Raw genomic sequence first — 22,775 nt, 5'->3', positions numbered from 1 at the left:
GGATTCAGGAAGTACAGGAAGTACAGTGCCCCGGAGATAGAATCCCCCCAGGCCCACCTCGGACACACATAGACCTGCTATGAGCATCAAGAGCGACAAATGGATTCGGCGCATGGCCGAGCAACACGGCATGATCGAACCCTTCGAGCCCTCGCAGGTCCGGTTCGCTCCCGACGGCCAGAAGATCGTGAGCTACGGCACCAGCAGCTATGGCTACGACATCCGCTGCGCCCCCGAATTCAAGGTCTTCACCAACATCCACAGCACCGTGGTGGACCCCAAGAACTTTGACGAGAAGAGCTTTGTCGACATCGAGAGCGATGTCTGCATCATTCCTCCCAACAGCTTTGCGCTCGCACGCACGGTCGAGTATTTCCGCATCCCGCGCAACGTGCTCACCGTCTGCCTCGGCAAGTCCACCTACGCGCGCTGCGGCATCATCGTCAACGTCACCCCCTTCGAGCCGGAATGGGAAGGCTACGTGACGCTCGAATTCAGCAACACCACGCCGCTCCCGGCCAAGATCTACGCCGGCGAGGGCTGTGCCCAGGTCCTGTTCTTCGAGAGCGACGAGATCTGCGAAACCAGCTACAAGGACCGCGGCGGCAAGTACCAGGGCCAGGTCGGCGTCACCCTGCCCAAGACCTGAGGCACTTCCGGGCGACACGCCCTGTGACATTTCCCCTGGCCCGTCAGGCGCGGCGCCGGTCCCGGCACAGGCCATCCATCGGATAATGCGGCGCACGGTGCCGCTGTCTGTCCCCTCCGACAGGCATGTGGCGTTCTTGCGGACCGGGAGGTTCGCTCCACTTTGCACGCCAGGGGACATGCGCCATGAAATGGGAAGGCAATCGCGAATCCGACAACGTCGAGGACCGCCGGGGCGGCGGAGGCCTGGTGGGGGGCACGGGGCTGGGCATCGGCACCATCGTGCTTGCGATCCTCGGCTGGGCCGTATTCGGGGTCAACCCGCTCACCACCATCGGCGTGCTCAATCAGGGACAGGCCGTCGTGCAGCGCCAGCCCCAGGCCAAGGCACCTCCAGCCAACGACACCACGGCCCGATTCGTGTCCACGGTGCTTGCCGATACCGAGGACGTCTGGACCGACATCTTCCGCCAGGCGGGCAGTACCTATGTCAAGCCCAAGCTGGTGCTCTATTCCGGTTCCACACCCACGGCATGCGGCACGGGGCAGGCCGCCATGGGGCCGTTCTACTGCCCGCAGGACCAGAAGGTCTACCTCGACCTCGATTTCTTCAATACCCTCAAGAACCAGCTCGGAGCGGGGGGCGAATTCGCCGAGGCCTATGTCATCGCGCACGAAGTCGGGCACCATGTGCAGAACCTCATGGGCATTTCCGATCAGGTCGATGCGGCCCGCAGCCGGGGCAGCGAGCGCCAGGCCAATGCCCTGAGCGTGCGACTCGAACTGCAGGCCGACTGCTTTGCAGGTGTCTGGGCCAACCACGCCGATCAGGCGCGGCATATTCTGGAGCAGGGCGATATCGAGAGCGCCGTCAATGCCGCAGGCCGCATTGGGGACGACACCCTGCAGAAACAGAGCCAGGGGTATGTGGTGCCCGACAGCTTCACCCATGGTTCCAGCGCCCAGCGTGTGCGCTGGTTCACCACCGGATTCAAGGGCGGTACGGTGCAGTCCTGCGACACATTCAATGCCCAGACGCTGTGAGGCATGCCGGGCACGGCATGCCCTGCTGAATCGGCCGGGGCACCCCACAAAATGAGGCGCCATTCTGGCGAAAATCCGTCCAAAACCCGTACCCTTGTCGCCCATTCTCTTTTCTCTGGGGTGCCCGGGTGCTTGACCCTCCCTGAAAAAGATGCAAAATCTCGCCCGGCGCGATATGTTTTTCCGTTCCTGTCATTCCCGAAGGAATCGGGCAGGCCTATCTGCCGGAAAATCCCGGTGCATGGCACCGGATCACGCCCCCTGATCTGGCAGCGCCCATGGCCGCCATGCAGCACCGGCGGTGCGCCCGAGTGGGCAACTTCCGGAATTCCCTGCACAGATTCCGCCATGGCCATTTTCTCCATCTGCATGCAGCGCTGCAGGCCGGCATGGGCGGACAGATGATTTTCTGCGCAGTTTTCCCGCGCATACACCGAACAGACCGTTCTCTCGGACTTGCGTGCCTGCATGCATGCAGGCTACCGGCATGAGGCAGCGGCCACGACCGATATTCAACAGGCAGTCGATATGACAGATTTCTCAGACCTGCCCCTGGCAGAGCCGCTGCAGCGCGCAGTGGCCGGAATGGGCTATACGCAAACCACCCCCATCCAGGCGCAGGCCATTCCCGTCGTGCTCGCCGGGCAGGACGTCATGGGCGCCGCGCAGACCGGCACCGGCAAGACGGCTGCCTTCGCGCTGCCCCTGCTGCAGCGCCTCATGCGCCACGAAAACCATTCTGCCTCCCCGGCACGCCATCCCGTGCGGGCCCTGGTGCTGCTGCCGACGCGCGAGCTGGCCGACCAGGTGGCCCAGCAGATTCGTCAGTACGCCCAGTACACCCACCTGCGCAGCGCGGTGGTGTTCGGTGGCATGGACATGAAGCCTCAGACCGCCGAGCTCAAGGCGGGCGTCGAGGTGCTGGTGGCCACGCCGGGACGGCTGCTCGACCACATCGAGGCGCGCAACTGTGTGCTCAACCAGGTGGAATACGTGGTGCTCGACGAGGCTGACCGCATGCTCGACATCGGCTTCCTGCCCGATCTCGAACGCATCCTCGCCTATCTGCCCAAGCAGCGCACCACGCTGCTGTTCTCGGCCACCTTCTCGCCCGAGATCAAGCGACTGGCCTCCAGCTATCTCCACAACCCCATCACCATCGAGGTGGCCCGCTCCAACGAAACGGCTTCCACGGTCACCCAGCGCTTCGTGCGGGTCGAGGATGCCGACAAGCGCGCGGCGCTCGAACAGCTGATCCGCGACAATGCCGTGCGGCAGGCCTTTGTGTTCACCAACAGCAAGCTCGGCTGCTCGCGGCTCGCACGTGCACTCGAGCGCGACGGCTTCAGAACGGCTGCCCTGCATGGGGACAAGAGCCAGGACGAGCGCCTCAAGTCGCTCGATGCGTTCAAGGCCGGGGACGTCGACTACCTCATCTGCACCGACGTGGCAGCCCGCGGGCTGGACATCAAGGACGTCCCCGCCGTCTTCAACTACGACATTCCCTTCAACGCCGAAGACTATGTGCACCGCATCGGCCGCACGGGCCGTGCCGGTGCCGAGGGGCTGGCCATCAGCCTCGTGGGAGATGCCGACGCGCGCCTGGTGGCCGAGATCGGCAAGCTCACCCACCAGGCCATCCACCCCGAGAGTCTGGTACTCGCCTCGCGGTCGGCCTCGCATCGCCACCTGCCGGAGCGAGGGCATGAGGGGCGCAGCGAGTTCTCGCGTCGCAGCAGCAGCCATGCGCGCTCCGAGGACGACCGCGGGCGTGACCGTGATCCGCAGGGAGACCGCTATCGCCGCGCTCCCAAGGTGACAGATGCCTTCTTTGACCGGCCCTACGAGCCCCAGAAGCGCGAAGAGGCTCCCACATGGGAAGCCGCAGCGCCCCGCAAGCCCATGCGGTCGAGCCTGAGTGCCAACATCCGTCCCCGCCGTCCCATGGCGGCCCTGTTCAAGGCCCCTCAGCCCGCTTCCGCGCCCGTGTCGGATCCGGCCGCAGGCAGCACTTCCTCCGCCTCCTCCCGGTCGACCTCCTGAGCTGCAGGGGGCAGGGCGTCCGCCTCTGCCCCCATCAGCCCTGCGGCAGGTGTCGCAGGGTGTCGGTGCCGAGGTGGATGTCTTCAGGGGGCAGTGCGAGAGCGGCTGTCCACCTGCACCACCTCTCCGACCCGACCTCGGGGCAGGATGCTGGCTGCGGTGAGCTGTCCTCCCCAGACACAGCCCGTGTCGAGGGCGAGCAGGTTGTGACGCACCACGAGGCCCAGGGCAGACCAGTGGCCAAAGGCCACCAGGGCATCGGCCGTGCGACGCAGCGGATGTGCAAACCACGGCACCAGTTCCGGCGGCGCCTCGTCCAGACCGCGGTTGTGGGCAAAGTCCATGGAGCCATCCACTTCCAGGAATCGGATGCGGGTCAGGGTGTTGAGAATCACGCGCAGTCGGTCCATACCCGTCAGCGAGGGGCTCCAGCGGGAAGGGCTGTTTCCGAAGACACCGGCCAGAAAGCGCTTCCAGTCCGGCCCCGAGAGGGCCCCACTGATTTCGGCAGCATGCGCCAGGGTGTCCTGCACTGTCCAGTCGGGCTGCACGCCCGCGTGGACCATCAGGCAGTCCCGGGACCACCGGGCCAGGGGCTGGTGCCGCAGCCATTCGATCATCCGGTCGGCGTCGGGTGCGCACAACAGATCGGTGAGCGTATCGCGCCGACCCATTTGCCGCACGCCGCAATAGACTGCCAGCAGATGAATGTCGTGGTTGCCCAGCAGACAATGGATGCTGCCCTCGTGGCGCATCATGGTCCGCAGCACGCCCGCCGAATCCGGGCCGCGATTGACCAGATCTCCCAGCACATACAGCGTATGTCGGCTGGGAGAAAATCCCAGGACGTCGAGCAGATCGTCGAATGCCTCGGCGCAGCCCTGGATATCCCCAATGCAGTACATTTCCCTCATGCTGCGCATTATCCGATGACTTCATGGAACTTCTCATCATCGTCCTGCTGACGATACTCAACGCCATTTTCGCCATGTCCGAGATGGCTCTTGCGGCCAGCCGCCATGCCCGGCTCGAGGCCATGGCCCATGCGGGCAACCAGGGAGCCTCGGTGGCCATGCAGCTCATGGACAATCCCACCCACTTCCTCTCGACCGTGCAGGTGGGCATCACGTCCATCGGCGTGCTCAACGGCATCTTCGGGGAGGCCGCCTTCAGTCCCGTGGTGGCCGCGTGGCTCCAGCAGTGGGGAGTGGCCGGCAAGGCAGCCGGCGTCACGGCCACCGCCCTGGTGGTGACCATCATTACCTTCACCACCATCATCTTCGGGGAGCTGGTGCCCAAGCGCATCGGCCAGCTGTTTCCCGAGGCGGTGGCCAGCTGGGTGGCGCGTCCCATGGCCCTGCTGGCGCGTCTGGCCAAGCCTTTCGTCATCCTGCTGGCAGCCGTGACGCAGGGCGTGCTTCGGCTGCTGCGCATCGACACCACAGCCTCCCGCCAGGTCACTGAGGAAGAAATCGCCGCCAGCCTGGAGGAAGGCGTCGATGCGGGCCTCATCGAGGAGCACGAGCACGAGATGGTGCAGAACGTGTTCCAGCTCGATGACCGCATCCTGTCGTCCATGATGATTCCCCGTGCCGATGTGGTCTGGTTCGATGCGCACTCCACCGTGGCAGAAGCCCTGTCGCGCCTTTCCGACGCGCTCCAGAAGGATCCTGACGGACACATCCATTCCTGGTATCCCGTATGCAAGGGGTCACTCGACCGGGTCGAGGGCATCGTGAGCGTGGGCTGCATGCTGGGACTGGGCAGCAGCTCGACAGAGACACTGGCCGATATTGCACAGCCAGCCACCTTCATTCCAGAAACCCTCAGTGGCATGGAGTTGCTTGAGCAATTCCGCATGCAGGCCAATCGCCTGATATTCATTGTGGACGAATATGGCGAAGTGCAGGGCATCATGACGCCCCGCGATCTGCTGGAAGCCATTACCGGCGAACTCAAGCCGGAAACCTATCAGGAAGCCTGGGCGCTCGAACGCGAAGATGGCAGCTGGCTGCTCGATGGCCTGATTCCCATCAACGAATTGAAAAAGCGGCTCGATATCGAGGAATTGCCCAGCGAGGACCGGGACCATTACAACACCCTCGCCGGTCTGCTCATGTTCGTGCTCGGAGATCTGCCTCAGCTGGGGCAGAAAATAGAGTGTGTGGGCTGGCGTTTCGAGATTATCGACATGGATGGAAAACGCATCGACAAGGTACTGGCATCCCGGTTACCAAAAGATCAAAACGAATCTTCCGAATCCTGATATACAATCGGCCGCATAGTTTATTTTCTATGGTGTTCGTGGAGCAAATATGAACTCGTTGCAAGAGCTGCTGCAGCAGCGTGAGGCCCTGGATGCACAGATCCGCCAGGCCCGTCAGGAACAAACGGCAGAAGCCATCGCCAAGATCAAGAGCCTCATTGCCGAATTCGAGCTGACCGAAGCCGACGTATTCGGTGGCCGTCGCAAGGCAGTGCACACCGGCAGCAAAGTGGCCCCCAAATACAGCAACCCCGAAACCGGGGAAACCTGGACCGGCCGTGGCAAGCCGCCCAAGTGGATTCAGGGCAAGAACCGCGACGATTTCCTGATCCAGTAAGTCGCATTTCCATTGCCTGTTTCAGCAAAAAGCGCCCCTTGTGGGCGCTTTTTCATGCCTGCCAGTGGGAGCTTCGTGCCATGCACTTCACCATCTCACAAAAAAAGCATTTCATTACATATGGGGTGGGGCAATGCAATGAGGTGCAACCCTGTCAGAGAAAGACCTTTCTCCAAAGTGTCCTGAAAATGAACACCTATATCGCTCGCCCATTGGGAAGTCCCTCTGGTAGCCGCAGGACAGTGCCCTTGTGTGGTGCCCATTTTCCATTCTGAAGGAGGGGTCCGCCCAGCCCGGTATGCAGTCGATTCACGTGCGCTTGTGAGGCCCGGGGCGTTCATTTCACCGAGGCCAGAGATTTCTGCGGCATGCACAAGACATTTCCGGCGCGGTATGGACTGCAGATATCGAGCGCGGCGGGGCTGCCGCGTCGTGTTTTTACCGGCCCAGAGCGAATACGGCAGGAATGCGATCCGGCAGGCAGGGAGACTGGCGGCGCAGCTCCCCGACCGGGGCGCTCATCACATGCATCTGCGGCAGCGTAAGCCCATGGGCCACGCACAGCCGGGTCGAAGGCTTGAGCACCTGAAGTGCAGTCTGCAGCATGCTTTGGTTGCGGTAGGGCGTTTCGATCCAGAGCTGGGTCTGTCCCGTCTTCAAGGCCAGCTGCTCCAGCTCCTGCAGTCGGCGGGTCTTGGCTGCCGCATCCTGTGGCAAATATCCGACAAACGCAAAATTCTGCCCATTCAGTCCACTCGCGGCCAGCGTCAGCAGCAGCGACGAGGGGCCGGTGAGCGGAATCACGACCATTCCGGCCGAGTGTGCCGCAGACACGATGGACGCTCCCGGATCGGCAATGGCCGGCATGCCAGCCTCGCTGTTGAGAGCCATGTCCTCGCCATGCACCAGGGCTGGGGCCAGCAGCTCGCGCAGTTCTGTCATCACCGGATCGTGGGGAGAGAGCGCATGGTCACCCTTCTTGTGCAGGACGCGAGGAAGCTCGGTCAGATGCAGCTCCTGCAGGGGGGCACACAGCGAATGCACGGCATCGATCCGCTTGAGCAGGGCGCGGGTGGTTTTGGCGTTCTCGCAGATCCAGTGGCGGATGTGTGCCATCTGCTCGATGGCGCCCAGCGGCAGCACGTTGGTCAGGGCGGGCAGAGGGGGCGCACAGCCGAAGTCCAGCGGGGAAGGGGCCAGAAAGAGCCGCCCCTTCATGCCTGGGTCCCCAGCAGCTGAACGCCTGCCGCGCGCAGCAGGCGGCACGTGCGGATCAGCGGCAGCCCAATGAGTGCAGTCGGATCGTCGTTGACGATTTCTTCGAGCAGGCAGATGCCCAGCCCTTCGCTCTTGGCACTGCCTGCGCAGTCATAGGGACGTTCTGCCTGCAGGTAAGCCTCGATTTCGGCATCGCTCATGCCGCCGGCTTCATTCCGGAACCGCACGCGGATTTCGGCCACATCGGACTGTGCCCACTGGCGACCCTGACAGACGACTGCCACAGCGGTGTGGAACACCACCGTCTCCCCCCGCATCTGTCTGAGCTGGAGCACGGCACGGTCATGGGTCAGAGGCTTGCCGAGCGGGACCCCGTGCAGGTCGGCCACCTGGTCGGAGCCGATCACCACGGCCTCGGGGTGCCGTATGGCCACCGCCTGGGCCTTGGCTCGCGCCAGGCGCAGTGCCAGATCGCGCGGAGCTTCGCCCGCGTGAGGGGTTTCGTCGACTTCGGGAGATACCGCGGTGAAGGGCAGTCGCAGGCGTTCGAGCAGCTCACGCCGATAGCGTGAGGTGGAAGCCAGGATGAGAGGGCGAGGAAGAGAAGGGGAAAGGTCGGGCATGGAGAGAGTGTCTGCGCAGGAATCTCTTACACTGCCAGCTATGGAATCACGCAACACACCCAGCCCGCGCAAGATGCCGCGTGCCTTTGTGGCTCGCCATCTGGACATTCAGGCGTTTGCCGAGGAGGGTGCCTCGCTGGCAGGCAAAGAACCATTGTCGCACTACCCGCGACTGGCCGCAGAAGACCTGGACCCGTCAGGGGCCCATGCGGCCGAAGTCGTCTGGGAGGCTACGGGGCGCATGGCACGACAGCCCAGCGTTCCGGGGCTGCAGGCATGGGTGCACCTCAAGGCGCGTGCGCACATCAGGGTCGAGTGCCAGCGCTGCATGGAGTCCATGGAACTACCGCTGGAGGTCGACCGGCACTTCTGCTTCGTGGCCGACGAAGCACAGGCCGCCCGTCTCGATGACGAGATCGAAGACGATGTGCTGGTGCTCGGCAAGGACTTCAATCTCGACGAACTGATCGAGGACGAGCTCCTCATGGCGCTCCCGGTGTCTCCTCGTCACGACGTCTGCCCCCAGCCGCCGACCATGGAAGTACGCACGGCCGACTTTGACGCCGCATCCGAGGACAAGGCGCATCCCTTTGCTGCCCTGGAGTCGCTCCGGCGCCGGCATTGATCGTCCTGCAGACGTGTGCTGGCTGCTGGACGATCAAAAAACTTGTGTTTTCTCAAGGCGTTGGGTTATACTCCCAAGCTTCTCGACTGTGCCTTACATGGGTGCGGTTGGCGCCATGTCCGGCTCTTTGGCAGGTCGGGCTGCCGTAAAGACATTTTTCAACCCCTTACTGACATAGGAGCGGATCATGGCCGTTCAGCAAAACAAAAAGTCCCCTTCCAAGCGCGGCATGCACCGTTCGCACAACGCACTGACCGCCCCCAACGTGGTCGTCGAAGCCACCACGGGTGAAAACCATCTGCGCCACCACATCAGCCCTAATGGCTTCTACCGTGGCCGTCAGGTTCTGAAGAACAAGTCCGAAGCCTGATCAGGGTCGGCATGGCTGCCCGGCATCCATGACCGAGGCGCCTGCCAGACATGACTGGCCCGATGCTTTCCACAAGCCTCGGGCCTTTTCTTTTGATCCTCGATACACCCAGGAAACGGGTGGCCTTCCAAGGCTGCGCCTTCCTCTTGCGGCACTTCCATGAGCGATGATTCTTCTGCATTGGTGACGCTGGCCGTCGATTGCATGGGCGGCGATCACGGGCCGACGGTCACCTTGCCCGCCTGTCTCCGGTTTCTGCAGCGCCAGCCCGCAGAGGTCGGGCTGCTGCTGGTGGGGCCCACCGACCTGCTGCAATCGGCATGGCAACAGCTCAAGGGAGCCTCCGACATTGCGCCGGAGCGTGTCGCATTCGTGGCTGCCTCCGAAGTGGTCACCATGGACGATCCCATCGAGATTGCCTTGCGCAAAAAGAAGGATTCCTCCATGCGCGTGGCCATCGAGCAGGTCAAGGCCGGACGGGCTCAGGCTGCCATTTCCGCTGGCAACACCGGCGCCCTGATGGCTATTGCGCGCTATGTGCTCAAGACCATGGAGGGCATCGACCGCCCGGCCATTGCGACCCAGTTGCCCAATGCCAAAGGGGACGCCACCACCGTGCTCGATCTGGGGGCCAATGTCGACTGCACGCCCGAGCACCTGCTGCAGTTTGCCGTCATGGGATCTGCGCTGGTGTCGGTCCGGCAGCACAGCGCACGTCCTACCGTGGGGCTGCTCAACATCGGGGAAGAGGCCATCAAGGGCAGTGACATGATCAAGAAGGCAGGGGAGCTGCTGGCCATGGCAGGCCGCAGTGGAGACCTGAACTTCCAGGGGAATGTCGAGGGCAACGATATCTTCAAGGGCACCACAGACATCGTGGTCTGTGACGGGTTCGTGGGCAATGTGGCACTCAAGGCCAGCGAAGGGCTGGCTTCCATGGTCGCCAGCTTCCTGAAGCAGGAGTTTTCCCGCAATCTGCTCACCCGCATGGCTGCGATCGTCGCGCTGCCGGTGCTTTCTGCCTTCAAGAAACGCGTGGACCACCGTCGCTACAATGGAGCAGCGCTGCTCGGATTGCGGGGGCTGGTGTTCAAGAGCCACGGTTCTGCCGATGCGCTTGCCTTTGGCTATGCGCTCGACAGTGCATGCGATGCCGCTCGTCATCAGCTGCTGCAGCGGGTCGAAGAGCGTATCCGCCATGCGGCGCCTCTGCTGAGCAGCGGGCACGCGGCTGCACTGCATCAGCGTGAGCAGGAAGCAGTGCCTGCGCGTCTTCCCGAGGTCGTGTCCTGATGCACGGACTCCCTCTCGACGAGCTGTGCGCTTCCGGCTCTTCCGGCACCACTCCGCTTCTGACCTTCTGGGGCGCCATGTAGCATAAAGCTACAATGTCCGGCGCTTTTCGGGCGGAAATTTTCCCCCTTCGAGGAAAGCCTCATGGCGTCTCCTCTTCTTCCGGCTCACGCACTGTACGAGATCGATCCTATGACCCTCCACTCCCGCATCACTGGCACAGGCAGTTTCCTGCCGCCCCGTCGCGTGACCAACGAGCAGCTGGCTGCCGAACTGGCGGAACGAGGCATCGAAACCTCTCACGACTGGATCGTGGAGCGCACCGGCATCGAGGCACGCCATTTTGCCGACGAGGGCATGAACAGCAGCGACATGGCCACTTGGGCTGCCCAGCAGGCGCTGCAGAGTGCCGGCCGGCAGGCGGAGGACATCGATCTGATCATCGTGGCCACCTCCACGCCCGACATGGTCTTTCCTTCCACGGCCTCCATGGTTCAGCACAAGCTCGGAGTGGCGGGCTGTCCTGCCTTCGACGTGCAGGCTGTGTGCTCCGGGTTCATCTATGCGCTCACGGTGGCCGATGCCATGCTGCGCAGTGGAACTGCGACCAGAGCGCTCGTCATCGGGTCCGAGGTGTTCTCGCGCATCCTGAACTACGACGATCGCACCACCTGCGTCCTGTTCGGTGACGGCGCCGGTGCTGTGGTGCTGGAGTCCGGCAGCGAGCCCGGTATTCTGGCCACCGATATCCATGCGGATGGCAAGTACCGCGACATCCTGTGCGTGCCCGGTCATGTGAGCCATGGTCAGGTGCAGGGCAGCCCCCTGCTGGTCATGGATGGGCGCGCAGTGTTCAAGCTGGCCGTCAATGTCCTCGAAAAAACTGCCCGCACCACGCTGGCCAAGGCCGACTTTCCGCAGGAACGCCTGGACTGGCTCATTCCCCATCAGGCCAACCTGCGCATCATGATGAGCACCGCACACAAGCTCGGCCTGCCGCCAGAAAAGGTCATTGTCACCCTGCAGGATCAGGGCAACACGTCGGCAGCCTCCATTCCGCTGGCACTGGATTCCGGGGTGCGCAGCGGCAAGATCCAGCGCGGACAGCATCTGCTGCTCGAAGGCGTCGGGGGCGGCTTCACATGGGGCTCCGCGCTCATCCGCTTCTGAGGCGGCGGCAGCGCCTTCGTTGTTGTTCTGCGAGAGGGCCTTTCCTCTGCATCCATCTGTGTTTGTGTTCGATTTCTGCATACCATGAAAAAATTCGCTTTTGTCTTCCCCGGTCAGGGCTCCCAGTCGGTGGGCATGCTCGATGCCTGGGGCGATCATCCTGCCGTGCGCGCCACACTCCAGGAAGCTTCTGATGCACTGGGTGAAGATGTTGCCCGACTGGTACACGAAGGTCCCAAGGAGGCCCTGGCACTGACCACCAACACCCAGCCCGTGATGCTCGTTGCGGGTGTGGCAGCCTATCGTGCATGGCGCGCAGAAGGCGGAGCCGAGCCCGAGATCGTCGCGGGCCATTCGCTGGGGGAGTATTCGGCACTTGTTGCGGCAGGAGTGCTCACGCTGGCGCAGGCGGCACCGCTGGTGCGCTTCCGTGCCCAGGCGATGCAGGATGCCGTGCCGGTGGGCGCTGGTGCCATGGCGGCCATCCTCGGTCTGGATGCGCAGGCCGTCATCGACGGGTGTGCCGAAGCCGAGCGGGCAGCTCCGGGCGAGATCGCAGAAGCCGTGAATTTCAACGACAAGGCCCAGACCGTCATCGCTGGCACCAAGGCAGGTGTCGAGCAGGCCTGTGCACTCCTCAAGGCGAGGGGAGCCAAGCGAGCCCTGCCCCTGCCGGTCTCTGCCCCGTTCCATTCCAGCCTCATGAAGCCCGCAGCCGAGAAACTGCGTGAAAAGCTGGCGACTGTGGAGCTGGCAGCCCCCCGCATTCCCGTGATCAACAACATCGATGTGATGGTCGAGAGCGATCCCGCGCGTATCCGGGATGCCCTCTATCGCCAGGCATTCGGGCCGGTGCGCTGGGTCGAATGCGTGCAGGCCATTCAGGCACGTGGCGTGACCCACGTGGTAGAGTGTGGCCCCGGCAAGGTCCTGGCCGGACTCCACAAGCGCATCGATGCCTCCATCGTGAGTGGCATGGTCTTCGATCCGGCCACTCTGTCCGAGACGATGGCTGCACTGGCCTGAACAGGATTTTCTCTATGACCTCTGATCTCTCTTCTTCCGACAAGTCGCGTCAGGTGGCGCTCGTCACGGGTGCCTCTCGTGGCATTGGTGCCGCCATTGCGCTGGAGCTGGCACAGGCTGGCTATCAGGTCGTCGGCACTGCCACGACCGAAGCCGGAGCAGCACGCATCGACCAGGCGCTTTCCGCCTATCCCGGATGTCGCGGTGCCTGCCTGAACGTGAATGACCTCCCGGCGGTCGAAACCCTTGTGGATGCCATCGTCAAGCAATGTGGCGGCATCCATGTGCTCGTGAACAATGCCGGCATTACGCGCGACATGATTGCCATGCGCCTCAAGGACGAGGACTGGGATGCGGTGCTCGACACGAATCTCAAGGCTGTGTTCCGGGTCAGCAGGGCCGTCATGAAGCCCATGATGAAGCAGCGCTATGGCCGCATCGTCAGCATCACCAGTGTGGTGGGTGCATCCGGCAATCCGGGTCAGGCCAACTATGCTGCCGCCAAGGCCGGTGTGGCAGGCATGACGCGTGCGCTTGCCCGTGAGTTGGGCAGTCGCAACATCACGGTCAACTGCGTGGCTCCTGGCTTCATCAGCACCGACATGACAGCCGAACTGACCGAGGAGCAGCAGAAGGCGCTCCTGGCCCAGATTCCCCTTGGCCATCTGGGCAAGCCGCAGGACATTGCCCATGCGGTCGCCTTTCTGGCATCCCCTCAGGCCGCCTACATCACCGGGCAGGAACTGCACGTGAATGGCGGCATGTTCATGGCCTGAGGCGTTTGATGCATTCGTGCATCAAATGACATACATCCTTCATCATCCTGGATGAAAATGCTTCATTTTTCCGAATTGGATGCTGGTGGTTCGCTTCTTTGCCAGTGCCGTGCGGCCTGGTTTTGAAAAAGCCCCTGTCCAACCGCTAAAATGGAAACCCTTTGTACCACTACCCAATCGAGATAACCATGAGTGACATTGAAGCCCGCGTCAAGAAAATCATCGCCGAACAACTGGGCGTTGAAGAAGCACAGGTGACCAACGAGAAGGCCTTCGTGGCCGATCTGGGTGCCGATTCCCTGGATACCGTGGAACTGGTCATGGCGCTCGAAGATGAATTCGGCATCGAGATCCCCGACGAAGACGCCGAAAAGATCACCACCGTCCAGAACGCTGTCGACTACGCTACTTCTCACCAGAAGGCCTGATCCCCTGCGGGTGGACAGAGCGTTTGCATGGCCCCATATCCCCTTGCGTGAAAACGAAGGGGCATGGGGTATCGTGCATTGTGGGAGTGCGTCACAGTAGGGCGGTTCCCATTGCCATCATTCCCATTTCCGGACGGACTTCGTCGTCTTGTGCCATCTCTGCGAGAGATGGCAGAGGCATGGCTCTCTGCGCATCTGGCAGGCACTGTGCAAGACAAGGTGCGAAAGTCTCCGCTTTTCCAAGATTCGCCTAGCGGGTTACCTCTGCACAGGCGAGTCACACTGCCGAGAAACTGATATGTCCCGTCGCGTTGTTGTGACTGGCCTCGGGTGCATCACTCCCGTAGGCAATACCGTAGGCGAATCCTGGGCGAACCTCATCGCCGGCCGTTCCGGCATCGGCCGGATCACCCGTTTCGATGCATCGAACTTTGCCTGCCAGATCGCGGGTGAGGTCAAGGGGTTCCAGGTCGACAAGTACGTCTCCACCAAGGAGGCGCGCACCATGGATACCTTCATCCATTACGGGATTGCCGCTGCGCAGGAAGCCGTGGAGGATGCCGGTCTGCCCTTCGGCGATGCGCTTTCCCAGGAGGAAGCCGAACGCATCGGCTGCGTGATCGGTTCCGGCATTGGCGGTCTGCCCCTGATCGAGGACACGCACAGCGAATATGTCAACCGGGGGCCCCGTCGCATTACTCCGTTCTTCGTTCCTGCTTCCATCGTCAACATGGTGGCTGGGCATGTGTCCATGCGCTTTGGCTACAAGGGGCCCAACCTGGCCATCGTCACGGCATGCACCACCGGGCTGCACTGCATTGGCCAGGGAGCCCGTCTGATCGAGCATGGCGATGCCGATGTGATCATCGCTGGCGGAGCAGAATCCACTGTGTCTCCTCTCGGCATCGGAGGGTTCGCTGCCATGCGGGCCCTGTCCACGCGCAATGACGAGCCCGAGGCCGCCAGCCGTCCCTGGGACAAGGGGCGCGATGGTTTCGTGCTGGGTGAAGGCGCAGGAATCCTGGTGCTGGAAGAGTACGAGCGGGCCAAGGCACGCGGGGCACGCATCTATGCCGAGATTGTCGGTTTCGGCATGAGCGGTGACGCCGGACACATGACGGCTCCCAACATGGATGGGCCGCGCCGCGCCATGGTGGCCGCTTTGCGCGATGCAGGTCTCAATGCCGATGCCGTGGACTACCTGAATGCCCATGGCACCTCGACTCCCCTGGGAGACGCCAACGAATCCAATGCGATCAAGGCGGCGCTGGGGGATCATGCCTACCGTACCGTGGTCAGCTCGACCAAGAGCATGACAGGGCATCTGCTCGGCGGTGCCGGCGGCGTGGAGAGTGTCTTCACGGTACTGGCATTGCACCATCAGATCTGCCCGCCAACCATCAATTTGGTCGATCAGGATCCGGATTGCGACCTGGATTACTGTGCCAACACGGCGCGTGAACGCCGGATCGATGTGGCCATGAAGAACAACTTCGGGTTCGGTGGAACGAACGGCACGCTGATCTTCAAGCGCGTCTGACGCATCCAGCCTCTCCCTCCGTTTGGGCTGTGCGTCGAGGGGAACTGCATTCCTCCGTCTCTCTCCTCCTTCGCATGGAGGAGGGGGCGTCTTCCTTTCATGGCAGAGAACCGTGAAGAAATCCTACCAGCCTCCTGCAGTGCATTACCCGACAGGAGGTCGGGCAGGATGGCGCATGGCGTGGGGGATGGAAACCCTGGTGCTCGCATGCACGCTGGGGGGATGGCGGCTTGCACAGCGCTTTCCGGCCTGGCGGCATGATGCGCTGTGGTGGGGGTGTGTAGCCCTTTCGGTGATCCTGAGTCTGTGGAGCTGGCACTGGGCTTCCCGGCAGACAGCCGGCTGGCTGGTGTGGTCAGGCCAGCAATGGCGGCTCGAATGGTCTGCGTGTACGGCAGAAGCCTCGGAAGCTCCTCTGCAGCGTGACGAAGGCGCATGTGCCGTGCTGCTGGATTTCCAGCACATGGCACTGGTGCGTTGGCGCGCTGCTTCCACCACGTCCCGTCCTGCAGTGCGTTATCTCTGGCTCAGCGCTTCGCAGGCTCCCGCGCATTGGCATGCCCTGCGGTCGGCTCTGTATGGGTGGCGTCCTGTGGTGGAAGACAGCAGCGATCCAGGGGGGCATCCATGAGCCCAGTCGAGTCTCATGGGGCGTCTGGCGAAGGAGAGGGCGCCGTTTCCGCTCAGGAAAACCAGAATGCCGACTGGCTGCTGGTGCAGCGTACGCTCGGGGGCGAGCAGCGCGCCTTCGAGCTGCTGGTGCTCAAATACCAGCATCGCATCGAGCGGCTGGTGCGACGCATGGTCCGCGACGTCGATCTGGTGCCGGACATCACGCAGGAAACCTTCATCCGCGCCTATCGGGCTCTCCACCAGTTCAGGGGGGACGCCCAGTTCTACACCTGGCTGTACCGCGTTGCCATGAACACCGCCCGCAAGGCGCTGCTCGACCTCAAGCGCAATCCCACGGTGAGCGACGCGTCGCTTTCGGTGGCCGGGGATGAAGACGATGAAACTTTTCTGAAGCACAACGAACCAACCAGCGAGGAAACCCCGGAGGCGGTCATGGCTGCACGCGAGGTGGCCGAGGCCGTGCATCAGGCGCTGGAAGATCTCCCGGAAGAACTGGGGCGGGCGCTGACCTTGCGTGAGATGGATGGAATGAGCTACGAGGACATTGCCCAGGAGATGGGGTGTCCGGTGGGAACGGTGCGTTCGCGCATCTTCAGGGCCCGGGAGGCCGTGGCCAGAAAGTTGCGCCCACTCCTGGATCACCGGACGGGTAAACGTTGGTAAGGTAGAAGGAATCATGCAGCAAGACACAGTCAATCAGGTTCTGCCGCAGGCCCTGTCGGCCTGGATGGATGGCGCCCCCTTGCCCGATGAGGTGCAGGAGGACGCGGTGCTCGCATGGCTGCTGCAGGATGCAGAGGCTCGGGCACAGTGGGCAGAGTGGCATGGCATGCGCGACCTGCTGCGTGGGGAGCTGGTTTCCCATGCGGCGACGGGCGATCAGAGTGCGGCAGTAGGGGGTTCTGGCTGGATGGTGGCCCTGCATGCCAGACTGGAGCAATGTGAGGTGGGCAGCATGCGCGAGGATGTGCTGGCAGGCGATACCGGATCACGGGCACTGGAGCCGCACCGTGAACCATCCGAGCCCGTGGTGGATGTCCGCGGCCAGCGCGAGGCGGCCAATGCGCCTGTGTGGCGCTGGAAATGGGCGGTCGGATTTGCTTCTCTGGCGGTCATGGTCGTGACTGTCTGGAATGTGGCGGCATCGCAGTGGCCTGCCATGCTCGAAGGGGGGATGGTGTCGCGGGGGCAGGATGCAGCGGGCTGGTCGCAGACGGTGGCTGCAGGCGGAAAGGTCGGAGGCATGCAGGCCACGACCGCTGCCAGTGGGGCTGCCGATCAGCTCATGGAGCGCCAGATCGACAGTCTGGTGGTGGCGCATGCGCAGCTGGGAGGGCAGTCGATGCTGCCGGACCTGGTGCAGGGAGGAGTCGATGATGGCTCGGCCTTCTGATGGGTGCGGGGAGGGATAAAGGGGTGTCCACAGTGATCCAGAGGCAGGGTGGAAGACCAGGTGCCTTCTGTGCGCCTGGCGGTGGCGTGGTCATCGTGCGTCGGTCGACAGCGGGGGCATTCCAGGTTGCAGCCCTGTGTGCGGTGCTGCTGTGGGGGGCGCCCGCCACTGCGCACATGCATATGCATGGAGATGGGCACAGGCATGGGCATGGAGAGCCTGAAATGCAGCGCACTGCATTCGTGCTTCCTTCCCGGGATGGCTGGGTCGCGCCCGTGCGCTGGACTTCGGCTCTGCCGTGGCTGGAGCGCTGGCAGAATGCGGCCTCTTCACAGCCCTATGCAGGCACGCTCGCCATGTCGGGACCGGATGGACGGGTGCGTGGTGCCCGCATGGTCCATGCCGTGCAGGGCACACGGCAAATCGAACGGGTCGAGCTGCTGGCAGGGCGCAGACGCACCATCTTCCGTACCGATCAGGCGGTGGCCGTCTTCATGCCGGATGCGCATGTCGTGCAGCTGCGTACCAACATGCCAGCATTCCGCAGTCTCTTTCCGGGGCTGGCACCGCTGAGCCGCATGCACCTGGTCGAGACGGCGGCACGCTACCGGGCCGGTGCGCAGGGCAGTGCACGGGTGGCGGGGCGCGAGGCCTGGGTGACCCTGCTTGCCCCTGTGGACCATTTGCGCAATGCCTTTCGTTTCTGGAGTGACAAGCAGACCGGACTGATCCTGCGCTGGCAGATGCTGGATGCGGTGCGGCCAGGGGTGTGGGAGCCTGGCAATCTGAGGGTGGTGCGCGAGGTGGCGTTCGAGAATGTCCAATTGTCTGCCCCGGTCGATTTTCAGACACTCGAGCGCATGATGGCAGCCACCCAGGCCTACCGGGTGGATCGGCGTGCCCTGCAATCCCTGGACCTGAGTCGTCTCGGATGGGGGTGGAGACAGCCGACCCCGGGCTATGTTGTGACATCGTGTTACCAGCGCCACCCCATGGAAGGTGGCGACGGAGGGCCGGCGGAGGCTGGCCCTCTCATGGGCATGCGGCCGGGACACGAGGGGCATGGTGGCCGGCATGGAGAAGGTCCCGGAGGGCATGGGGGGCGCTGGTTCGGGCATCGCCCCCCGCCGCCAGCGTCCACTCCCTTTCTCCAGCGCCCGACGCCCCCGAGCGAAGGCTGGGGACCTCCCGTGACGCAGTGTGTGCTGTCGGATGGCCTCGGCAGCATCTCGCTGTTCATCGAGTCTCCGGGGGCGATGCGCCACCCGCCTCCAGGGCCGGTGGAACGGGGCGCCACCCGCATCCTGTCGCGCACTTTCGGTCCCGATGCGTTTGTGACAGCCGTGGGGGAGGCGCCGCTGGCCGCCCTGCAGGAAGTCCTGCAGAACCTGTATCGCATTCGCTAGGATCCCTTTTCATGGCTCCCTCGCACAGGCAAGGTGAGGAGGGAAGAGGGGATGACATACAGGTTCTTACGATTGTTCCGGTTGAAAAAACCGGGGCCTGCAAGAATGTGCCTCTGAGAGGCTGGCATTGCTGCGATGCACGACAGAAGAGGCCGGGAGATGACGACATTTCCTGGAAATCGTGGAGGCCGGCCCGGCTTACCCGTTCATTCGTTGATGAGGTTTCACGATGCCTGTCCCCGATCGAGCCGCTGATGCGGCCGCCCGTTCGCGTCTGACTCTCCGCTGCCATCGCGGCGCCACCGTGGCGCTCACTACCCTGGCCCTGGTGCTGTCGGCCTGCAATGCCAAGACTTCCGCGGCTTCCCGGCCGGATGGAGAGTCGCAGACATCCTCTCTGGCCGCTGTGCCGCCAGCGTCTGCGCCGCCCTCGCGGCCCCTGGTCAGCGGACTTCCTGATTTCACCCCTCTGGTGGATAAAGTCGGCCCCTCTGTGGTCAACATCCGCACCATGGAAAAGACCCATGTGGCGCGCGGTGTGCAGGGCGGCAGTGCCGAGCAGCAGATGGATGAGCTGCTGCGCAGGTTCTTTGGTGTTCCCCTGCCGGACAACTCTCAGCGCCGCCAGCAGCCGAGCCCGGGCGGCGGCGAGAGCGAACGTCCCACAGGGGTGGGCTCTGGCTTCATCATCTCGCCTGATGGCTACATCCTCACCAATGCCCATGTGGTCGATGGTGCAGATGATCTGGTCGTGACGCTGCCCGACAAGCGCGAGTTCAAGGCCAAGGTCGTGGGCAAGGACAGCCGCAGCGACGTGGCCGTCGTCAAGATCGACGCCAGGAATCTGCCAGCCGTCACGATCGGCAATGTAGCCAATCTGAAAGTCGGGCAGTGGGTCATGGCCATAGGTTCGCCGTTCGGGCTCGAAAACTCCGTGACCGCCGGCATCGTCAGTGCCAAGCAACGCGACACCGGGGACTATCTTCCCTTCATCCAGTCCGACGTGGCCATCAATCCCGGCAATTCCGGAGGGCCGTTGATCAACATGGCCGGCGAGGTGGTGGGCATCAACAGCCAGATCTATTCCCGCTCGGGCGGCTTCATGGGGATTTCGTTTTCCATCCCCATCAACGAAGCCATGCGCATTGCCAACCAGCTGCGTGCCACCGGCAGCGTCACACGAGGCCAGATTGGCGTGACCATTGGCACCGTGGAAGGCGATGTGGCCGAATCCATGGGCTTGGGCAAGGACAGGGGCGCCGTGGTGCGGGGGGTCATGCCCGGTTCACCGGCAGAAAAGGCTGGCGTGCAGGCGGGCGACATCATCACCCGCTTCAATGGCACCCCGATCGAGCGCACCTCCGACCTGCCGCGACTGGTGGGGGATACCGCCCCCGGCACCCGTGCCAGCATGACGGTGCTGCGCAACGGGAGCAGCCATGATCTGACCATCACGGTCGGCAAGCTCACCGAAGGGAGCGACAGCGCTGCATCCTCGCTGGGCAGCAAAGCCGAGCCCGGCAGTGTAGCCAGCGTGCAGCGGCTGGGGCTTTCCGTCGGCGAACTCTCGACCACCCAGCGTCAGCAGTTGCACGGCAAGGGCGGCGTGGTGGTGCGCGAGGTGGAGGACGGCAGCCCTGCCGACCGTGCGGGTCTGCAGGCGGGGGACGTGATTCTGAGCATCGGCAATCAGCCGGTGGCCAATGTCGCGGCCTTCGGGGCGGCTGTGGCCAGGCTTCCTCTGGAGCGCCCGGCTGTGGTTCTGCTGCAGCGCGGCGATTGGGCGCAGTACACCCTGATCAAGCCCACTCGCTGAGGAATGCGACCAGGCGGGCAGGGAGGGGGCAGCTGCACATACGTCCCCTTCGTGTAGTCCTGGTCTGCCGGAATGGGCGCCTCTGCGCGCGAATCCCGTTAAAATGCCCTGACATGGATGCAGGGGGAAAGCGCAGGCCCCTTGCCCCTCCCGATATCTTCGGTGCCGCACATGGGGTCTTCCGTTGCACCAGAAGGGTCCCATCCTCCTCACGCCACGCTCCCGCCTGCTGCCAGGCGACGTTCCCTGCCACGGCAGAGAACCGAGAAGCGGGGCGTTTTTTTGCTGCCCGTGCACGACAGCCCTCATGAAACATATCCGCAACTTTTCCATCATTGCACACATCGATCACGGCAAGTCCACCCTGGCCGATCGGCTGATCGCCCGCTGTGGGGGGCTGTCCGAGCGCGAAATGAGCGAGCAGGTGCTCGACTCGATGGACATCGAGAAGGAACGCGGCATCACCATCAAGGCACAGACGGCGGCACTCGAATACCGTGCCAAGGATGGCCAGATCTACAACCTCAATCTCATTGATACGCCCGGGCACGTCGACTTCAGCTATGAGGTGAGCCGCAGCCTGTCGGCATGCGAAGGGGCCCTGCTCGTGGTCGATGCGAGCCAGGGTGTCGAGGCGCAGACCGTGGCCAACTGCTATACCGCCCTGGATCTGGGAGTAGAAGTGCTGCCGGTGCTCAACAAGATGGATCTGCCGCAGGCCGATCCCGAGCGCGCCAAGGAAGAGATCGAGGACGTCATCGGCATCGATGCGACGGATGCCATTCCATGCTCGGCCAAGACCGGCGAAGGCATCGACGAGATTCTGGAGCTGATCGTGGCGCGGGTGCCTGCTCCCCGGGGGCAGGTCGATGCGCCCCTGCGGGCCATGATCATCGACAGCTGGTTCGACAGCTACGTGGGCGTGGTCATGCTTGTGCGTGTGGTCGATGGCCGGCTGCTGCGGGGCGAGCGCTTCAAGATGATGGCGTCCGGAGCGGCCTACGATGCCAACAACCTGGGCGTCTTCACTCCGTCCCAGAAGCCGCGCGACGTGCTCGAAGCCGGCGAGGTGGGCTACATCATCGCCGGCATCAAGGAGCTCAAGGCCGCCAAGGTCGGCGACACCATCACACTGGAAAAGAAGCTCCCCAACAACCTCGGCCCTGCCACTAACCCGCTTCCTGGCTTCAAGGAGGTGCAGCCACAGGTGTTCGCGGGTCTGTACCCCACCGAGGCGAACCAGTACGACGCCCTGCGTGACAGTCTCGAGAAACTCCAGCTCAACGATGCCTCGCTGCACTTCGAGCCCGAAGTTTCCCAGGCCTTGGGCTTCGGCTTCCGCTGCGGCTTTCTGGGGCTGCTGCACATGGAGATCGTGCAGGAGCGGCTCGAACGGGAATTCGACCAGGATCTCATCACCACCGCGCCCAGCGTGGTGTACGAGGTGCTCAAGGGCAACGGCGAAACGCTCATGGTCGAGAATCCCTCCAAGATGCCCGATGTGGCGCAGATCCAGGAGATCCGCGAACCCGTCGTGACCGTGCATCTGTACATGCCGCAGGATTGCGTGGGCCCGGTGATGACCCTCTGCAACCAGAAGCGCGGTGTGCAGCTCAACATGGCCTACCACGGCCGGCAGGTCATGCTCACCTATGACCTGCCGCTCGGCGAAATCGTGCTCGACTTCTTCGACAAGCTCAAGTCCGTGAGCCGCGGCTATGCCAGCATGGACTACGAGTTCAAGGAATACCGCCCCTCCGACGTGGTCAAGGTGGACATCCTGCTCAATGGCGAACGGGTCGATGCCCTGTCCATCATCGTGCACCGCAGCCAGTCCCAGTACCGGGGCCGTGCGGTAGTGGCCAAGATGCGCGAGATCATCAGCCGTCAGCAGTTCGACGTGGCCATCCAGGCGGCCATCGGCGGGCATATCATTGCCCGCGAAACCGTCAAGGCCCTGCGCAAGAACGTGCTGGCCAAGTGCTATGGCGGCGACATCACGCGCAAGCGCAAGCTGCTCGAAAAGCAGAAGGCCGGCAAAAAGCGCATGAAACAGATCGGCTCGGTCGAAGTCCCTCAGGAGGCTTTCCTGGCCATTTTGCAAGTGGAAGACTGAACAA

Annotated in this window: 22 protein-coding genes; 19 read left to right on the top strand and 3 right to left on the bottom strand. The window is 63.2% G+C overall.

All coding sequences use genetic code 11. The annotated features are described in order from the left end of the window. Window positions 1–79 precede the first annotated feature (79 nt). The 3 genes from dcd to ACP2WS_RS04890 all read left to right on the top strand — a co-directional run bounded on the left by dcd (window position 80) and on the right by ACP2WS_RS04890 (window position 3,735). On the top strand, window positions 80–649 hold the full coding sequence (gene dcd, locus ACP2WS_RS04900; protein ID WP_374492515.1) for a dCTP deaminase: 570 nt from the start codon (window positions 80–82) through the stop codon (window positions 647–649). 185 nt (window positions 650–834) lie between these two features. Then, window positions 835–1,692, top strand: a complete 858-nt coding sequence (ypfJ, locus tag ACP2WS_RS04895) for a KPN_02809 family neutral zinc metallopeptidase (protein WP_374492513.1) — start codon at window positions 835–837, stop codon at window positions 1,690–1,692. Window positions 1,693–2,220: 528 nt separating this feature from the next. Continuing rightward, window positions 2,221–3,735: a DEAD/DEAH box helicase gene (locus tag ACP2WS_RS04890; RefSeq protein ID WP_426459751.1), complete on the top strand. Its 1,515-nt coding sequence runs from the start codon at window positions 2,221–2,223 to the stop codon at window positions 3,733–3,735. Window positions 3,736–3,818: 83 nt separating this feature from the next. On the opposite strand, the gene ACP2WS_RS04885 is transcribed toward ACP2WS_RS04890, so the two are convergent. Next, window positions 3,819–4,640 (bottom strand): symmetrical bis(5'-nucleosyl)-tetraphosphatase, encoded by an 822-nt coding sequence (locus ACP2WS_RS04885; protein ID WP_426459750.1) that lies wholly within the window; start codon window positions 4,638–4,640, stop codon window positions 3,819–3,821. Window positions 4,641–4,672: 32 nt separating this feature from the next. On the opposite strand from ACP2WS_RS04885, the gene ACP2WS_RS04880 reads away from it, so the two are divergent. Together ACP2WS_RS04880 and ACP2WS_RS04875 are read left to right on the top strand one after the other, a co-directional pair. Continuing rightward, window positions 4,673–6,001, top strand: coding sequence for a hemolysin family protein (locus tag ACP2WS_RS04880; protein WP_374492508.1), 1,329 nt, complete (start codon window positions 4,673–4,675; stop codon window positions 5,999–6,001). Between the two features lie 49 nt (window positions 6,002–6,050). Then, window positions 6,051–6,338, top strand: a complete 288-nt coding sequence (locus ACP2WS_RS04875; protein ID WP_426459749.1) for an H-NS histone family protein — start codon at window positions 6,051–6,053, stop codon at window positions 6,336–6,338. A 438-nt stretch (window positions 6,339–6,776) separates the two neighbouring features. Here ACP2WS_RS04875 and ACP2WS_RS04870 read toward each other — a convergent pair whose 3' ends face one another. Both ACP2WS_RS04870 and ACP2WS_RS04865 read right to left on the bottom strand, forming a co-directional pair. After that, window positions 6,777–7,556, bottom strand: a complete 780-nt coding sequence (locus ACP2WS_RS04870; protein WP_426459748.1) for an SAM-dependent methyltransferase — start codon at window positions 7,554–7,556, stop codon at window positions 6,777–6,779. Then, on the bottom strand, window positions 7,553–8,179 hold the full coding sequence (locus ACP2WS_RS04865) for a Maf family nucleotide pyrophosphatase (protein ID WP_426459747.1): 627 nt from the start codon (window positions 8,177–8,179) through the stop codon (window positions 7,553–7,555). Before ACP2WS_RS04865 ends, ACP2WS_RS04870 begins: the two co-directional genes overlap by 4 nt. A gap of 40 nt (window positions 8,180–8,219) precedes the next feature. Here ACP2WS_RS04865 and ACP2WS_RS04860 point away from each other — a divergent pair, with 40 nt between their 5' ends. The 14 genes from ACP2WS_RS04860 to lepA all read left to right on the top strand — a co-directional run bounded on the left by ACP2WS_RS04860 (window position 8,220) and on the right by lepA (window position 22,771). After that, window positions 8,220–8,804 (top strand): YceD family protein, encoded by a 585-nt coding sequence (locus ACP2WS_RS04860; RefSeq protein WP_374492500.1) that lies wholly within the window; start codon window positions 8,220–8,222, stop codon window positions 8,802–8,804. A 187-nt stretch (window positions 8,805–8,991) separates the two neighbouring features. Beyond that, window positions 8,992–9,174, top strand: a complete 183-nt coding sequence (rpmF, locus tag ACP2WS_RS04855; protein WP_374492498.1) for a 50S ribosomal protein L32 — start codon at window positions 8,992–8,994, stop codon at window positions 9,172–9,174. A 180-nt stretch (window positions 9,175–9,354) separates the two neighbouring features. Next, entirely contained in the window at window positions 9,355–10,467 is a 1,113-nt protein-coding gene (gene plsX / locus ACP2WS_RS04850) for a phosphate acyltransferase PlsX (RefSeq protein WP_374492566.1), read from the top strand. A gap of 192 nt (window positions 10,468–10,659) precedes the next feature. Beyond that, window positions 10,660–11,637, top strand: a complete 978-nt coding sequence (locus tag ACP2WS_RS04845) for a beta-ketoacyl-ACP synthase III (RefSeq protein WP_374492496.1) — start codon at window positions 10,660–10,662, stop codon at window positions 11,635–11,637. An 84-nt stretch (window positions 11,638–11,721) separates the two neighbouring features. After that, window positions 11,722–12,663 (top strand): ACP S-malonyltransferase, encoded by a 942-nt coding sequence (gene fabD / locus ACP2WS_RS04840; RefSeq protein WP_426459746.1) that lies wholly within the window; start codon window positions 11,722–11,724, stop codon window positions 12,661–12,663. 14 nt (window positions 12,664–12,677) lie between these two features. Further along, window positions 12,678–13,439 carry a 3-oxoacyl-ACP reductase FabG gene (gene fabG / locus ACP2WS_RS04835; protein ID WP_426459745.1) on the top strand — a complete coding sequence of 254 codons (762 nt, stop codon included), beginning with the start codon at window positions 12,678–12,680 and terminating at the stop codon, window positions 13,437–13,439. A gap of 188 nt (window positions 13,440–13,627) precedes the next feature. Then, window positions 13,628–13,867: an acyl carrier protein gene (acpP, locus tag ACP2WS_RS04830; RefSeq protein WP_374492491.1), complete on the top strand. Its 240-nt coding sequence runs from the start codon at window positions 13,628–13,630 to the stop codon at window positions 13,865–13,867. Window positions 13,868–14,165: 298 nt separating this feature from the next. Next, entirely contained in the window at window positions 14,166–15,407 is a 1,242-nt protein-coding gene (gene fabF, locus ACP2WS_RS04825) for a beta-ketoacyl-ACP synthase II (RefSeq protein WP_426459744.1), read from the top strand. Window positions 15,408–15,582: 175 nt separating this feature from the next. After that, window positions 15,583–16,038, top strand: coding sequence for a hypothetical protein (locus ACP2WS_RS04820; protein WP_426459742.1), 456 nt, complete (start codon window positions 15,583–15,585; stop codon window positions 16,036–16,038). Continuing rightward, entirely contained in the window at window positions 16,035–16,703 is a 669-nt protein-coding gene (gene rpoE, locus ACP2WS_RS04815; RefSeq protein ID WP_426459741.1) for an RNA polymerase sigma factor RpoE, read from the top strand. Before ACP2WS_RS04820 ends, rpoE begins: the two co-directional genes overlap by 4 nt. 13 nt (window positions 16,704–16,716) lie before the next feature. Next, window positions 16,717–17,433, top strand: coding sequence for a sigma-E factor negative regulatory protein (locus tag ACP2WS_RS04810; protein WP_426459740.1), 717 nt, complete (start codon window positions 16,717–16,719; stop codon window positions 17,431–17,433). Between the two features lie 224 nt (window positions 17,434–17,657). Further along, window positions 17,658–18,839, top strand: coding sequence for a MucB/RseB C-terminal domain-containing protein (locus ACP2WS_RS04805; protein ID WP_426459739.1), 1,182 nt, complete (start codon window positions 17,658–17,660; stop codon window positions 18,837–18,839). 229 nt (window positions 18,840–19,068) lie between these two features. Further along, window positions 19,069–20,655 (top strand): DegQ family serine endoprotease, encoded by a 1,587-nt coding sequence (locus ACP2WS_RS04800; RefSeq protein WP_374492479.1) that lies wholly within the window; start codon window positions 19,069–19,071, stop codon window positions 20,653–20,655. Between the two features lie 307 nt (window positions 20,656–20,962). Then, entirely contained in the window at window positions 20,963–22,771 is a 1,809-nt protein-coding gene (gene lepA, locus ACP2WS_RS04795) for a translation elongation factor 4 (protein WP_426459738.1), read from the top strand. The last annotated feature ends 4 nt before the right edge of the window (window positions 22,772–22,775 follow it).

This window comes from Brachymonas moutaii (nom. illeg.), from assembly GCF_049977365.1.
Lineage (GTDB): Bacteria > Pseudomonadota > Gammaproteobacteria > Burkholderiales > Burkholderiaceae_C > Brachymonas.
Note: the sequence above shows the minus strand (reverse complement) of the source record. Positions and strands in the feature narration are given on the sequence as shown.

Bases quoted from the DNA above. Each gene is read 5' to 3' on its own strand.
- ACP2WS_RS04805 (WP_426459739.1), top strand. From the start codon at position 17,658: ATGCAGCGCACTGCATTCGTGCTTCCTTCCCGGGATGGCTGGGTCGCG.
- ACP2WS_RS04875 (WP_426459749.1), top strand. From the start codon at position 6,051: ATGAACTCGTTGCAAGAGCTGCTGCAGCAGCGTGAGGCCCTGGATGCA.
- dcd (WP_374492515.1), top strand. From the start codon at position 80: ATGAGCATCAAGAGCGACAAATGGATTCGGCGCATGGCCGAGCAACAC.
- acpP (WP_374492491.1), top strand. From the start codon at position 13,628: ATGAGTGACATTGAAGCCCGCGTCAAGAAAATCATCGCCGAACAACTG.
- ACP2WS_RS04810 (WP_426459740.1), top strand. From the start codon at position 16,717: ATGCAGCAAGACACAGTCAATCAGGTTCTGCCGCAGGCCCTGTCGGCC.
- lepA (WP_426459738.1), top strand. From the start codon at position 20,963: ATGAAACATATCCGCAACTTTTCCATCATTGCACACATCGATCACGGC.
- ACP2WS_RS04890 (WP_426459751.1), top strand. From the start codon at position 2,221: ATGACAGATTTCTCAGACCTGCCCCTGGCAGAGCCGCTGCAGCGCGCA.
- fabF (WP_426459744.1), top strand. From the start codon at position 14,166: ATGTCCCGTCGCGTTGTTGTGACTGGCCTCGGGTGCATCACTCCCGTA.
- rpoE (WP_426459741.1), top strand. From the start codon at position 16,035: ATGAGCCCAGTCGAGTCTCATGGGGCGTCTGGCGAAGGAGAGGGCGCC.
- fabD (WP_426459746.1), top strand. From the start codon at position 11,722: ATGAAAAAATTCGCTTTTGTCTTCCCCGGTCAGGGCTCCCAGTCGGTG.
- ACP2WS_RS04870 (WP_426459748.1), bottom strand. From the start codon at position 7,556: ATGAAGGGGCGGCTCTTTCTGGCCCCTTCCCCGCTGGACTTCGGCTGT.
- fabG (WP_426459745.1), top strand. From the start codon at position 12,678: ATGACCTCTGATCTCTCTTCTTCCGACAAGTCGCGTCAGGTGGCGCTC.
- rpmF (WP_374492498.1), top strand. From the start codon at position 8,992: ATGGCCGTTCAGCAAAACAAAAAGTCCCCTTCCAAGCGCGGCATGCAC.
- ACP2WS_RS04800 (WP_374492479.1), top strand. From the start codon at position 19,069: ATGCCTGTCCCCGATCGAGCCGCTGATGCGGCCGCCCGTTCGCGTCTG.
- ACP2WS_RS04845 (WP_374492496.1), top strand. From the start codon at position 10,660: ATGACCCTCCACTCCCGCATCACTGGCACAGGCAGTTTCCTGCCGCCC.
- ACP2WS_RS04880 (WP_374492508.1), top strand. From the start codon at position 4,673: ATGGAACTTCTCATCATCGTCCTGCTGACGATACTCAACGCCATTTTC.
- ACP2WS_RS04865 (WP_426459747.1), bottom strand. From the start codon at position 8,179: ATGCCCGACCTTTCCCCTTCTCTTCCTCGCCCTCTCATCCTGGCTTCC.
- ACP2WS_RS04885 (WP_426459750.1), bottom strand. From the start codon at position 4,640: ATGTACTGCATTGGGGATATCCAGGGCTGCGCCGAGGCATTCGACGAT.
- ACP2WS_RS04860 (WP_374492500.1), top strand. From the start codon at position 8,220: ATGGAATCACGCAACACACCCAGCCCGCGCAAGATGCCGCGTGCCTTT.
- ypfJ (WP_374492513.1), top strand. From the start codon at position 835: ATGAAATGGGAAGGCAATCGCGAATCCGACAACGTCGAGGACCGCCGG.
- ACP2WS_RS04820 (WP_426459742.1), top strand. From the start codon at position 15,583: ATGGCGTGGGGGATGGAAACCCTGGTGCTCGCATGCACGCTGGGGGGA.